We start from the raw sequence: 12316 nt of genomic DNA, 5'->3' as shown, positions 1-12316 counted from the left end.
AGCTCTTTTGCAATGGCAGGAATCACCGGGTTTTCTTTAAATCATCCTGGACACTCCGATCCCACATTTTTACGCCAGTATGATAAGCCGAGCGCATGATTAAATGTCCGGCAACAGGGCTGGTCATGAAGATAAAGATGATCGCAAGCACGACCCGGAAATCGAAATGGCTATGTTTATAATAAAAATATAACAAGGTGCCGATCAGGATGAACATGATTCCAAGTGTCGAGCTTTTTGAGGCAGCGTGATTTCTTGTATAGACGTCGGGTAGCCGGATGATGCCGAAAGCCGAGACTAAAAAGAGAAAGACTCCCATTAAAAGGAATAGGGCCGATAGGATTTCAACGATTGCGGTCATCTTCGATTATCTCCCCTTTCTCAAGGAATTTGGCGAAAGCGACCGTTCCGATAAAAGATAGGATTCCGAGCAGAAGAATGGCTTCCAGATATGCGCTTGTATCCATGACAATGGAGGCAAGTGCAACGATTGCGATAAGATTGATTCCCATTGCATCGAGTGCGATGACCCGATCCGGTACGGAAGGCCCTTTGATTAAACGGTATAAGAATCCAATCATGGAAAGCGAAACACCTAGCAGTGCGATTTTAAGCATTAGATCGAACATTATTTGCTCACCTCCATAATCGCTTTTTCAAATGTATTTTTAATGCTGTCAACGGCCTCATCTTTGTCGGCAATATCCATCGCGTGGATATAAAGAATCCGATTATCTTCCGATACTTCAACGACAAGTGTTCCTGGTGTCAGCGTAATTAGATTCGATAGTATCGTAATTTCCCAATCCTTGGCCAGCACGGTTTCAAATGCGAATATGCCAGGTCTCATATCCAGGTTCGGTTTAAGCACGGCCTTAAGGACGCTAATGTTGGAAAGTATGAGTTCCCTTGCGAATATGAGCAGCAATAGAACGACGGCATTCACCCTTTTCAAGTAAAAACGATCATTGAAAAAATGACGGAAGACGAACATGATGCCGAGCCCCAATATATATCCGATGATAAAAGTGCTCCCGTTAAACTCATTTTTTAAAAACATCCAGATAAACGCAAGGAACACATTCAGTAAAATTTGGAATGACATCAGGCACTACTCCTTTAAAACCGCTTTGTTATAGATTTCGGGATTCATTAATGAATCTACAGCTTGTGTAATGTATGGGTAAACCGATTCTGTCCCTACTCCGAATAAAACGGAAATGATGACGAGGAGGACTGCCGGAACCAGCATTTTATTTACCGTTTTATTAGTTAAGGCATAATCAGCTTTTGGAGTTCCCCAAAAGCCATTCATGAATATTTTCATGACGGAATATAGGACCATCAAGCTCGAAAGCAAGACAATGGCCATTCCTAAGTATGCCCCTTTTTCTGCTGCTCCCTGAAGAATCAGGAGCTTGCCTGCAAAACCGCTGAACGGCGGGATTCCCGCCAGCGATATGGCAGCTATGAAGAAGGTCCATGCAACGGCCGGGTATTGCTTGATCAAGCCGCCCATGTTCCGCAAATCATCCGATCCGCTGATTTTGATCATGATGCCAACCAGCAGGAAGAGCGCAGCCTTGATCAGCATGTCATGAATGATATATAGAATGGAGCCTGATAAGGCCTGTTCATTCATGACGGAGATTCCGAATAGGATAACCCCGACGGCGATGATGATATTGTAAATGATGATTTTTTTTACATCCCAATAGGCTATCGCACCAATGACACCGATAATGATGGTCAAGATAGCAAGTATCGCAAGGAAAGTATGGGTGAAATCCTGGTCATGATAAAACATGAGTGTATAGGTCCTGAAAATGGAATAGATCCCGACCTTTGTCAGCAATGCCCCGAAAAGGGCCATCACTGGAATCGGCGGAGCATAATAAGACCCAGGCAGCCATTGGAAGAGCGGGAAAATGGCTCCCTTCAAACCGAATACTATCAGAAAGCCAATCGCTATCACCGAGATGATTCCAGGCTGGTTGACTTCCGTTATCCTCTGGCTGATGTCCGCCATGTTCAATGTGCCTAGAACTGAATAAAGATACGCTACCATGATGACGAAAAAGGAAGAGGAAAGCACATTGACGATGATATACTTCAATGATTCCCTCAGTTGGATTTTCGTCCCTCCCAGTACCAGCAGCACGTAGGAAGCCATCAGCATGACTTCGAAAAATACGAATAGATTAAAAAGATCCCCCGTTAGAAAGGCACCGTTTACTCCAATCAGCAAAAATTGAAATACAGGATAATAATAATGTCTTTCACGTTCCTCCCCTATGGAGTAAAACGAATAAAGCAGTATAGCCAATCCAATGACATTCGTGGTCAGTACGAGCAGCGAAGAAAGCATATCTGCGACGATCACGATGCCGAATGGCGCATCCCAGCTGCCGACACCTAAAGTCAAGATCCCTTGAGAATGGACTGTAAACACTAGATAAAGGGAAATCACAATTCCGATAAGAGAGGAAGTAAGGGATATCCCTCTTTGCAGCTTGATTTTTTTGGCAAAGAATATGAGCAGGATGCCTGTGAAAAGCGGCCATAAAACAGGCATGAAAGTAAGATTATTCATTCGCTTCCGTACCTCTCATTTCTTCCATGTCATCCGTACCGAGTTCCTGGTAGGTCCGATAAGCAAGTACCAGCAAAAATGATGTGACTCCGAAACTGATGACGATCGCCGTCAAGATAAGCGCTTGCGGAAGCGGATCGACATAGGATGCAGCTTCATCACTTAGCAATGGAACGGAACCGCCTTTCAAACCGCCCATCGTCAAAATCAAAAGGTGGGCGCCGTGACTGAGCAGCCCTGTACCGATTATGATTCTTAAAATGCTTTTGGAAAGCATTAAATAGGTCGCACACATAAATAGTATTCCAATGACAATGGCCATTAAAAGTTCCATTATTCACTCTCCCCTATCGTTTGAATAATGGTCATCGTTACACCAACAACCACAAGATAAACACCCAGATCAAAAAGTACCGCGGTATGGAGCGAGATGTGCCCAAGGAGCGGTAAATCAACATAATGATAAACATGTGTCATGAGGGGCACCCCGAAAAATAGCCCACCGGCTACGGTCAGGCTTGATATGAACAAGCCTGACCCGATCATTAATTTATAGTCAATCGGCAGGATGCCGGTGACGGTTTTAATGTCGAAAGCGAGCAACAGCAGGACAATCGCGGCTGAAGTCATTAACCCGCCGACAAACCCGCCTCCTGGCGAATAATGCCCGCCTAAAAAGATGGCTACCGCAAACAGCAAGATAACAAAGGCGGCGACTTTCGTAACCGTTTGGAGAATTAGGTCATTTTGCCTCATGATTTATCTTTCCCCCCTGTCAAACGCAATTTGATCATCGCGAATATTCCGAGCGCAGCGATGGAAAGGACACTAATTTCAAACATCGTATCAAGTCCGCGGAAGTCAACGAGAATGACATTTACGACGTTTTTCCCGCCTGCCTCCTTATAAGCATTTTCAAGATAGTAATTGGATATGGAATCAAATAGTTTATTGCTATGTGCCGATAAGGCAATCAATGTCACGATGACCCCTACACCAATGGATATCAGGGCATTATTCAACTTGAATGTCATCCGTTCTTCCTTTCTGCTTGCCATTAAAGGAAGGTGGAAGAAACAGAGCAAAAACAGCGATACCGAAATCGTTTCGATGACTAGTTGAGTCAAGGCTAAATCCGGTGCCCGTAGCAAAACGAAAAATAGGGAAATCGTATAACCGACGGCTCCTAAGATGATTATGGAAGTTAAACGGGATCTTGCAAACAGAATGGCGATCGAGCCAATCACGATGATCGAAGCTAATACCAATTCATATATGCTGATCCGGGCAAAATTCCCTGTATCCAATTTAAATGCATCCTTCCAATAGAGCGTAAAGCCCAAGGAAAGAATGAAGAAAAGGAAGATTGAAAGCAGATACGTCCGAATAGAACCTGTCATTAATACTTTCATGACGAAGGAAGCTGAGCGTTCGAGACCTCTTACCCCGTTATCATAAAAAGCATTCAGGGATATACGTTCAGGAATCCACTGAGTGATCTTCTGCCACTTCGGAAGCGTTTTGTATAAAAGGATTCCAAATGCTATGATTCCGATGGTCATCCATACTTCAGGTTGGAATCCATGCCAGAAGGCGATATGGACTTGGAAATCCGGTCCCGCCAAGCTTGGCTGTATGCCGGCTACCGCAGGTTTAATGATTGATGAAGATAGCAAGTTTGGAAAAATACCGAAAACGATAACCAACGAAGCAAGGATGATCGGGGATATCAGCATCCCGATCGGCGCCTCGTGGGGCTTCTTTTCCAATAGTTGTAACTGAAGTTTGCCTGTAAAGGGTTTGAGCACGACAATCATGCTATAAATAAAAGTGAATACACTGGCTACCCAAGCCACCACAGGGAACAGGCCCCCCCATGTCTCCATATTGAAGATATTCAATTCCAATACATTCACCATGCTGGCCAAGAACATTTCCTTGCTCAAAAAACCATTGAAGGGCGGAAGTCCAGCCATTGAAAAAGCACCTATGACAGCGACGGTGAAAGTGATTGGCATCAACTGCATCAATCCGCCTAGCTTTCTGATATCACGGGTACCGGTTTCATGATCAATGATGCCTGCAACCATGAAAAGGCTGCCTTTGAAGGTCGCATGATTAATCAAGTGGAATACTGCTGCAACCGTAGCTGCCAAGTATATATTTTCCCCTAAAGATTCATAGTGGAGGGCAGCCGCACCAAGTCCCAAAAGCGACATGATCAATCCGAGCTGACTGATGGTGGAAAAAGCGAGAATCCCCTTTAAATCAGTCTGCTTGATAGCAGAGAATGAGCCCCAGAACAGGGTGATCAATCCGGCGATCGAAACGAGCCAGAACCATAATCCTGATTCTGCAAATACAGGGCTTAATCGGGCAACCAAATAAATTCCGGCCTTGACCATTGTGGCGCAATGAAGGTAAGCACTGACCGGTGTCGGGGCTTCCATAGCGTCAGGAAGCCAGATATGGAACGGGAACTGTGCGGATTTAGTGAACGCGCCAAGCAGCACAAGCAAAAGTGCAGGAGTGAAGAGCGAGTGGTCCATAAGTTCCCCGCTTTGTGCAATCAATTCACGTATGCTGAATGTGTTCCCCATAACGGTAAGGAGAATTATCCCACCAAGCATGCTTAAGCCTCCAAGCACGGTGATCAGCAGGGATTTCTGCGCTCCATAACGTGAACGCTCCCTTTCATTCCAATATCCTATCAATAGAAAAGATGATAAACTCGTGAATTCCCAAAACGAATAGAGGACAATTAGGTTATCGGATAGGACGACACCAAGCATTGCTCCCATGAAAAGCAATAGGAAGACGTAAAATTGGTTCAGCTTTTCTTTCTCTTTCGATAAATAGAAAATTGAATACAGAACGACGAGTGAACCTATACCTGTAATGAGCAAGGCGAACAAAAGCCCTAGTCCATCTATATAGAAATCAACATGAATTCCAAGAGAAGGAATCCATGTTGCCCTTTCCATAATGATATCCCCTTGTTTGGTTAAGGAAATGAACCTTGAAAAATAGGTGAAAAGGAGAATAGGTAAAATCAAAACAAACCATCCTGTATGTATTTGTCGAAATAGTTTGTACAATATTGGTACAATAAGTGCTAAAAGAAACGGTGATAATACCGCCCAATGAAGTAAAGACATAAACTCCCCCCTTTTTTTAAAACGAAGTCAGTCGTCTTATTATGCTTTTTTCGCGCAATCCTAGACGTTAGGAAATCTTCGTTGAATATGTATTTTATTATCGAATGCTTGTCTCGCTTAAAAGTATAACGCAATTTATGTGGGTTTGCATGGCATTAAAAACGGTGAAGGCCAACTTGAATGATGTTTTATATATAGGTAGAAAAGGAGGGGAAACCCACCAGAAAAATTTATTGAAAAAAGTTTTTCCAGGGTGAATTAGTAGAGTATCCATTGTGAAATGGTGGATTATCTTGCATAATATAGGATAAAAGACGCGTGGATGGAGAAATCATGAAAAACACATATTTACTTAGCTATTTACCAATCATTTCAATTCTATTATTCAGCCTCTCCTTTGCCATTTATGGGGAAATGCAAATGCTCTCTTTATTTGGAAACTTGGGAATCTACCAAGGGATGCTGGAGTTTTTTTCTGAAACCGGCATTAAGCTGGCGCTGCTGATCGTATTGCTCTTATTATTCTTCATGGTTTTTGCCGCATTGAAGCTGATCTCCGATACGATATTGGAGCTGTCTTTATTATTCTTTTCCAAGGATTCTGAAGGTAAAGCCCTGAACAGTGTAAGAAAGGGGTCTGTCATATATGTGATTGGCGGTGCCTGTTCATTGTTCAGTGTTCAATTCATCATCGGGCTTGGGTCCATCTTTATCGCAACGAATGTCGTTGCTTTAATTTATTTTGTCAATAAGTTAAGCCCGAGCCTGAATTTGTCGAGGTTAGTGGGATTGGTTTTCTTTCCAATCTTCGTTTGGACGGCACTGATTTCAATAGTAGCTTATGCAGGATTGAAGCTTTATAACAGCGTCATTGCAAGCCTTCCCATATAGCCATAAAAAAGAAGGTGCCATCTCGGCACCTTCTTTTTTCACTCGGCAGTCTGGCTGATATCTTTCCAAATCAATACATGGGGTGTATATGAATAAATGGATTGTAGATTGGATGGCTTGTCCCTTCCAATCCAAACCCCCGTTGTATAGTTTGCTGTCAGGCCGACAAACCACATGTCTTTCACATCATTGGTCGTACCGGTTTTACCGCCGACATATTCTGTAGGAAAGTAGGCTTTGCGGGCTGTCCCGGAAATGATCGTTTCATGGAGCAGCTGCCGCATCTTGGTTACGGTGCTTTTGCTCCATATCTCCTTGGAGCGGTCTTTCCATTTATAAAGGACTTTACCTTCTTGATCGGTGACTTTAATAATGGCGCGCGCCGGCTGATAGTTTCCGTCATTGAAGGAAGTATAGGCATTTGTCAGTTCAAGGGGACTCATGCCATATTCGAATCCGCCTATGGCCGAACTCGTATGGTGGTCTTTTTTGCTCACCTTTTTAAAGTCGAAAGCATCGAGGTGCTTGAAACTCGTTTCCACTCCCGTCTTTTCAAAAATTCTTATGGCGGGTGTATTATAGGACTGAGCGAAGGCAGTTCTTAGTGTGACCATCCCGTAGCTGTCGCCGCTATAATTCTTTGGACAATAGCTATTGCTGCAATAGCTTGCTCCGCTAACTAGCTGATTGATGTCTGCATCCGTTTCCTCCAAATAGGGAGCGTAATCGAGAAGCGGCTTAATGGCTGATCCTGGCTGCCTATAGCTTTGGTATGCACGGTTGAAAGAATTTTTTTTATAATCTTTTCCCCCAATCAAAGAGACAAGCTCGTGCGTATGATGCTGTATAACCACTAAAGCTCCCTCGATATCATTGACACCGATTTTTGATTGTACGGCAGTCTTTGACTGTGTTTGCAGCTTGGTATCGAGTGCGGTATGGATGGTTACACCGGAATTCAAAAGCTTTATGACCTTTTTATCCAGCTCAGCTTCCGCTTTCTTACGGATGGCGACTTCAGGGCTTTGCAGAGATTTGTCAAGACCCTCGGAGGATGCCACCAGGTTTTTCAATTCCTGATGAACATATGTCACATAATCGGGATATAAGTCGACCGGGGTGGACAAGTCTAATTTAATCGTACTTTTAATAAGCTTCTCGTACTCGGCCTGTTCTAAATCACCTTCGGCCACCATTTGATTCAGTAATCTCTCCTGACGCTTTTTCGTCGCATCGAAATGTTTAAGAGGGTTATAGTTTTCCGGATTATTAGGGATTGCGGCCAGGAAGGCAAGTTCCGCCTTGGATAACTCTCCAGTCGGTTTGCTGAAATAATATTGGGAAGCAGCTTCGATTCCATAAGCTCCATTACTGAAATATATGGCATTCAAATACAGCTCCATGATTTCCGGTTTTGATTTTTTTCGCTCTATCTGATAGGCGTAAATGAGTTCACTGAGTTTTCGGTTATACGTCCTATCATGTGAAAGATAAACATTCCTGGCCAGTTGCTGGGTAATGGTACTGCCGCCTTGTTCGATTGTTTTATTTTGTGAATTGATAAGAAGCGCCCTGCTTATGCCGGATAGGTCAACGCCAGCATGATCATAAAATTTCTGATCCTCTGTAACGATGAATAGATTTTCCAGGAAGAGGGGGATGTCTTCAAGTTTTAGGTAAGTCCGTTTCTCACCAGTGGAAATTTCACTGATGACCTTTCCATTTGCGGCCTTCATGTAACTATTCTGAGCCAGTTCTATCGATTCAATGGGAATTCGCTCGTCTAGTACATGATAGGGAGATTGAGCTAAGGACCACTCCTGATAGGAAAGGAAAATGAAAAGGATCAATACGGGAATTAAGAGGAAAATCGTGATATAACCAAGATACGTGCGCATAGTTCAACTTCCTAACTAATATATTTTTAGTATGTCCTTGGATTGAAGGGGTGAAAAAATGGTACTTTTGGTTTATTCATCCATCATAATCCAAATAAGATAGACAATAAAGAGTTTTGGGTAAATTAGGTATGACGGCAATAACGTATCCGGATGGGGTTACGAAAAACTTTCTAAATCTTCTGTTATAATAGTCTCGTAAGAAAAAACCATTTTTTGTTTATATGTTGATGTCAGGAATATGAAGGGGGTCATAAAAATGGAGGAACAACAGCAATATGTATTCATTGATTTTGAATTTACGATGCCGGAAGGAAAAGCCAATCCAGTAGGGTTTTATCCGGAAATCATTGAGGTTGGCTTAGTCACCGTCATTAATGAGACCATTCAGGAACAATTCTCATCTTTTGTTAACCCAATGAAATTTCCAGTCTTAACGGGAAGATGCAAAAAGTTCTTGAACATTACCCAGGATCAGGTGGACCGGGGGATTTCATTTGAAGAGCTGGTTAATTTATTGAAGAAAATTGATGAGCAGCACCCGACGACGATTGTTACCTGGGGAAATATGGACATGAAGGTACTTCGCCAGAACTGTCAGAAAGCAGGATTGGATTTCCCTTTTTCAGGGAAACAAAGCGATCTTTGCCTGGAGTATAAACGCTTTTTCGGGGATCAAAATCAAACCGGGCTTTGGAAAGCTGTACAGGCCTATGGCAAGGAAGGGACAGGCAAGCATCACCGGGCGCTGGATGATGCGATTACGACATATAATATCTTTAAGCTAGTGGAGAAAGATAAAAGTTATATGAAAAATCATGAACCGACGACAATTGGCGATCGCATTGATTTATCAAAAGTATTGAATCATTTAGCGTTATAAAAGCCAAATCATATACTACTGATTTGGCTTTTATCATGCTTTATTTAAAATAATCCGCCGCTAGATCTTCAAGCAACTGTAAGCTTTTATCATTCCACTCTGTTTGGGCTTCGCTTAAAGTGCCTTTCATTTTCTCAACAGCTTCTCTTAAGGATTCCTTATACTCAGGAATCTCCTCATTAAAGTTCCTGACCATATTCTTTGGTACATTGGTTTGCTCCCGGAAAGCTAGAGCACGCCGCTGATGGAACATGGACACTTCCGTTTGCTTCGGGTTATGAAGATCTCCCTGCATGGGATGCTTCAAGACAGCCAACACTTTAACAAGATATGCAGCAGGTCTGATATCGGTGACTTCCCCGATGTATTTTCCAGTTTTATATATGGCGGTAACCTTATCGCCGATTTTAAAATCCTGTTCTGACATTTCCCTACCACCTTTCTTTTAACTTCCTTCATGATACATAAGAACGACGATTTTTCACAGCGAATTTGTTCAATTTCGTAAAGATGCTTTTTTTATGAAAATCGTGTAAAGTGTACAAATGAAGATGGAAAATGGTGTTTCATGCCATTTAATTTTAAAAAGAAAGAGGTTATGTAAAATGACAAACTTTCCACAATTAACAAGTGAAGTTTTGGAAAATGAAAAAGCGGTCATCATGCAAACGACGATGGGCGATATTAAAATTAAACTATTCCCTGAACTGGCTCCAAAGACGGTGGAGAATTTCTTGACACATGCTGAAAACGGGTATTACGAAGGAATCATCTTTCACCGTGTCATCAAGGATTTCATGCTTCAAGGCGGAGATCCGACAGGCACTGGAATGGGTGGAGAAAGTATCTGGGGAACTCCATTTGAGGACGAGTTCTCCATGCAATTATTCAATTTGCGAGGTGCTCTTTCCATGGCGAATGCAGGCCCGGGAACAAACGGCAGCCAATTCTTCGTTGTACAAGCCCAGCATGTGGACAGCAGGATGGGTGAGCAAATGAAGCAAGCCGGTTATCCGGAAGAAATCATCAGTGCTTATATGGAGCAAGGCGGCACACCATGGCTGGATCATAAACACTCTGTCTTTGGACAAGTGGTCGAAGGCATGGACGTTGTTGATACGATTGCTAACGTAGAGACAGTTGCGGGAGACAAGCCTGCAGTGGACGTGGTCATTAAAGGAATCACCATTTTATAAATAAAAGAGAAGCGAGAGGCTCAGTGCCTCTCTTTTTTTCGGGGTTTAGTAGATTAAGCCCACTAGTGGATTGTTCTGGTAATTGATATAATGGGATAATGCAGTTTAATTCCCTATCAGGAAGGATGTATCGGATGGACTTTCTCAATCATGCTTTACTAGGTTTGTTTCTTTACTTTCCGGAAGACAAGACTGAATATATCTCAGCTGGTATAACTTGCTTCATTTTTTTAGTGGCGGCCGTTTTTACGATGAGGGCAATTATAAGATATTCAAAGAAGGAAGAATTGAAAACGAAGCAATTCGAAGATGAGGTCACCAGAAGGAACCAGCGTATAAAGGATGATACCATTTCTTGATCCCGGAAGATGCCGTGCATCACTAGGGTGCCCCCGTTTTTTGAATATTGATTATCTGAATATGAATGGTATTATGTTTTGTTAGAAGGGCGTAAAGAATTAAATGTTCCCTTATCAGCATAAGCATTTTATACTATAAGCATAGAGATAGAAATTTTGGGGGCGTAAATTGGTTATGCAAATCGTAGCTAAAAGAATGATTGCGGCAGATACGGTCAAGGATTTTTTCATTCAGCACTGGGAGACTACCCAAGTCGTTTTTTCAAGAGGCTTGTTTCATTATGCGGAACTTGAGGGCTTTGGGGTGATGGACGAAAATGAAAAAATCACGGGGTTGGGAACATACAAATTGTCCGACCATGTATGTCAGATCATCTCTTTGAACAGTGAGCATGAGAATCAAGGTGTTGGCTCATCATTGCTTTATGTGATGGAAAATATCGCTAAGGAAAAAAATTGCCATACTATTAAAGCGATTACAACGAACGATAATCTACAGGCATTGAAGTTTTTTCAAAAGCGTGGTTATGTCATTTCGGAAGTCGTTAAAAATGCCGTGGAAGAATCACGGAAAATCAAGCCGGAAATTCCATTTTACAGTTTTGATGGAATTCCGATCCGAGACGAGATAATTCTGGAGAAATACTTATAATAAGGTGTAGTTCACCTGGATATTGATAGGGGGAATAGGAATGTTCAAGAAAATGGCGGCAGATGCCCTTGGTCTTAGTGATATTGGAAGTGTGATTAGTCCTGCTGATTATGACAAGGTGGATGCAGATGACTATATCATGCATGAAGATGGGGAAAAAATTTATTTCCTTATTAAATCAAAAACGGATGAGTACTGTTTCACGAATCAAGCGTTCATACATTTGGACGGTACAAGTGCGATAAGCAAAAAGCGTACACTAACAAGATATAGCTACAGCCAGTATACTATATCAAATGCCACGCTTGAAACCGCAGGGACCGTGGATTTGGATGCTGAAATAAAATTTTCGATCGGTGCAAAGACTTTCTCCATTGATGTTCATAAGAAATTCATTGAAGAATTAAAGGACTTGTTTAAATCACTCGTGAAAATATCGGAAATTTGCCATGAGAATGAGTTTGCCCTTCAATATGCCCAGCTAAGCGTAAACCTTGCTTCTTCCACTTTGAACCAAGTTCGCACTGATGGAAGCCAAATGGCTGCAAGTTTCAAGGAAATTAATTCCGCCGCTTTCGAATGGTTAATGGACAGCCGGAAAAAGTACCATGTGAAAGATTTTGGCTTTGTTTTTGAAAAATATATCAATAATTAAAAAAGGAGGCGAACACAGAATGATGTGTTCG

The 12316-nt window shown here is 42.3% G+C and carries 15 protein-coding genes; 6 read left to right on the top strand and 9 right to left on the bottom strand.

Annotated features, from left to right (window positions below; genetic code table 11):
- Positions 1 to 22: 22 nt before the first annotated feature.
- The 7 genes from mnhG to ABC374_RS23185 are packed head-to-tail and all read right to left on the bottom strand — an operon-like array spanning position 23 to position 5751.
- Positions 23 to 361, bottom strand: coding sequence for a monovalent cation/H(+) antiporter subunit G (mnhG, locus tag ABC374_RS23215; RefSeq protein WP_048687653.1), 339 nt, complete (start codon positions 359 to 361; stop codon positions 23 to 25).
- Positions 345 to 617 (bottom strand): Na(+)/H(+) antiporter subunit F1, encoded by a 273-nt coding sequence (locus ABC374_RS23210; RefSeq protein ID WP_370023645.1) that lies wholly within the window; start codon positions 615 to 617, stop codon positions 345 to 347. The genes mnhG and ABC374_RS23210 overlap by 17 nt, the downstream gene beginning before the upstream one ends.
- A gap of 11 nt (positions 618 to 628) precedes the next feature.
- Positions 629 to 1105, bottom strand: a complete 477-nt coding sequence (locus tag ABC374_RS23205) for a Na+/H+ antiporter subunit E (RefSeq protein WP_350300451.1) — start codon at positions 1103 to 1105, stop codon at positions 629 to 631.
- A 6-nt stretch (positions 1106 to 1111) separates the two neighbouring features.
- Positions 1112 to 2593 (bottom strand): Na+/H+ antiporter subunit D, encoded by a 1482-nt coding sequence (locus ABC374_RS23200; RefSeq protein WP_413019888.1) that lies wholly within the window; start codon positions 2591 to 2593, stop codon positions 1112 to 1114.
- Positions 2586 to 2927 carry a Na(+)/H(+) antiporter subunit C gene (locus ABC374_RS23195; protein WP_076368129.1) on the bottom strand — a complete coding sequence of 114 codons (342 nt, stop codon included), beginning with the start codon at positions 2925 to 2927 and terminating at the stop codon, positions 2586 to 2588. Before ABC374_RS23195 ends, ABC374_RS23200 begins: the two co-directional genes overlap by 8 nt.
- Entirely contained in the window at positions 2927 to 3349 is a 423-nt protein-coding gene (locus ABC374_RS23190) for a Na(+)/H(+) antiporter subunit B (protein WP_350300449.1), read from the bottom strand. Before ABC374_RS23190 ends, ABC374_RS23195 begins: the two co-directional genes overlap by 1 nt.
- Positions 3346 to 5751, bottom strand: coding sequence for a Na+/H+ antiporter subunit A (locus ABC374_RS23185; RefSeq protein ID WP_413019887.1), 2406 nt, complete (start codon positions 5749 to 5751; stop codon positions 3346 to 3348). The genes ABC374_RS23190 and ABC374_RS23185 overlap by 4 nt, the downstream gene beginning before the upstream one ends.
- Positions 5752 to 6084: 333 nt before the next feature.
- On the opposite strand from ABC374_RS23185, the gene ABC374_RS23180 reads away from it, so the two are divergent.
- Complete coding sequence (locus ABC374_RS23180; RefSeq protein WP_350300447.1) at positions 6085 to 6642, top strand: DUF5366 family protein; 558 nt, start codon at positions 6085 to 6087, stop codon at positions 6640 to 6642.
- A gap of 38 nt (positions 6643 to 6680) precedes the next feature.
- Here ABC374_RS23180 and ABC374_RS23175 read toward each other — a convergent pair whose 3' ends face one another.
- Entirely contained in the window at positions 6681 to 8540 is a 1860-nt protein-coding gene (locus ABC374_RS23175; protein WP_413019886.1) for a transglycosylase domain-containing protein, read from the bottom strand.
- Between the two features lie 259 nt (positions 8541 to 8799).
- Here ABC374_RS23175 and kapD point away from each other — a divergent pair, with 259 nt between their 5' ends.
- Positions 8800 to 9423: a 3'-5' exonuclease KapD gene (gene kapD / locus ABC374_RS23170; protein ID WP_350300445.1), complete on the top strand. Its 624-nt coding sequence runs from the start codon at positions 8800 to 8802 to the stop codon at positions 9421 to 9423.
- 40 nt (positions 9424 to 9463) lie between these two features.
- Here kapD and kapB read toward each other — a convergent pair whose 3' ends face one another.
- Positions 9464 to 9850: a kinase-associated lipoprotein KapB gene (kapB, locus tag ABC374_RS23165; RefSeq protein ID WP_350300444.1), complete on the bottom strand. Its 387-nt coding sequence runs from the start codon at positions 9848 to 9850 to the stop codon at positions 9464 to 9466.
- Positions 9851 to 10028: 178 nt separating this feature from the next.
- On the opposite strand from kapB, the gene ABC374_RS23160 reads away from it, so the two are divergent.
- From ABC374_RS23160 to ABC374_RS23145, 4 genes are all read left to right on the top strand, one after another.
- Positions 10029 to 10619, top strand: a complete 591-nt coding sequence (locus tag ABC374_RS23160) for a peptidylprolyl isomerase (RefSeq protein WP_098371439.1) — start codon at positions 10029 to 10031, stop codon at positions 10617 to 10619.
- A 134-nt stretch (positions 10620 to 10753) separates the two neighbouring features.
- Positions 10754 to 10978, top strand: coding sequence for a hypothetical protein (locus ABC374_RS23155; protein ID WP_034310272.1), 225 nt, complete (start codon positions 10754 to 10756; stop codon positions 10976 to 10978).
- Between the two features lie 175 nt (positions 10979 to 11153).
- Entirely contained in the window at positions 11154 to 11630 is a 477-nt protein-coding gene (locus ABC374_RS23150; RefSeq protein ID WP_137016352.1) for a GNAT family N-acetyltransferase, read from the top strand.
- A gap of 40 nt (positions 11631 to 11670) precedes the next feature.
- The gene (locus tag ABC374_RS23145) at positions 11671 to 12285 is read left to right on the top strand and encodes a PH domain-containing protein (protein ID WP_413019885.1); all 615 of its coding nucleotides are present in this window, start codon (positions 11671 to 11673) and stop codon (positions 12283 to 12285) included.
- The last annotated feature ends 31 nt before the right edge of the window (positions 12286 to 12316 follow it).

The sequence above is a fragment of the Peribacillus phoenicis genome (assembly GCF_047238085.1).
GTDB lineage: Bacteria > Bacillota > Bacilli > Bacillales > DSM-1321 > Peribacillus.
This window is presented reverse-complemented; position numbering and strand designations above follow the sequence as displayed.

What these genes read in the sequence shown, in the direction of transcription:
- ABC374_RS23145 (WP_413019885.1), top strand. Translation starts at nt 11,671, where the DNA reads ATGTTCAAGAAAATGGCGGCAGATGCCCTTGGTCTTAGTGATATTGGA.
- ABC374_RS23175 (WP_413019886.1), bottom strand. Translation starts at nt 8,540, where the DNA reads ATGCGCACGTATCTTGGTTATATCACGATTTTCCTCTTAATTCCCGTA.
- ABC374_RS23210 (WP_370023645.1), bottom strand. Translation starts at nt 617, where the DNA reads ATGCTTAAAATCGCACTGCTAGGTGTTTCGCTTTCCATGATTGGATTC.
- ABC374_RS23160 (WP_098371439.1), top strand. Translation starts at nt 10,029, where the DNA reads ATGACAAACTTTCCACAATTAACAAGTGAAGTTTTGGAAAATGAAAAA.
- ABC374_RS23205 (WP_350300451.1), bottom strand. Translation starts at nt 1,105, where the DNA reads ATGTCATTCCAAATTTTACTGAATGTGTTCCTTGCGTTTATCTGGATG.
- ABC374_RS23195 (WP_076368129.1), bottom strand. Translation starts at nt 2,927, where the DNA reads ATGGAACTTTTAATGGCCATTGTCATTGGAATACTATTTATGTGTGCG.
- ABC374_RS23190 (WP_350300449.1), bottom strand. Translation starts at nt 3,349, where the DNA reads ATGAGGCAAAATGACCTAATTCTCCAAACGGTTACGAAAGTCGCCGCC.
- ABC374_RS23185 (WP_413019887.1), bottom strand. Translation starts at nt 5,751, where the DNA reads ATGTCTTTACTTCATTGGGCGGTATTATCACCGTTTCTTTTAGCACTT.
- ABC374_RS23200 (WP_413019888.1), bottom strand. Translation starts at nt 2,593, where the DNA reads ATGAATAATCTTACTTTCATGCCTGTTTTATGGCCGCTTTTCACAGGC.
- mnhG (WP_048687653.1), bottom strand. Translation starts at nt 361, where the DNA reads ATGACCGCAATCGTTGAAATCCTATCGGCCCTATTCCTTTTAATGGGA.
- ABC374_RS23150 (WP_137016352.1), top strand. Translation starts at nt 11,154, where the DNA reads ATGCAAATCGTAGCTAAAAGAATGATTGCGGCAGATACGGTCAAGGAT.
- kapB (WP_350300444.1), bottom strand. Translation starts at nt 9,850, where the DNA reads ATGTCAGAACAGGATTTTAAAATCGGCGATAAGGTTACCGCCATATAT.
- kapD (WP_350300445.1), top strand. Translation starts at nt 8,800, where the DNA reads ATGGAGGAACAACAGCAATATGTATTCATTGATTTTGAATTTACGATG.
- ABC374_RS23155 (WP_034310272.1), top strand. Translation starts at nt 10,754, where the DNA reads ATGGACTTTCTCAATCATGCTTTACTAGGTTTGTTTCTTTACTTTCCG.
- ABC374_RS23180 (WP_350300447.1), top strand. Translation starts at nt 6,085, where the DNA reads ATGAAAAACACATATTTACTTAGCTATTTACCAATCATTTCAATTCTA.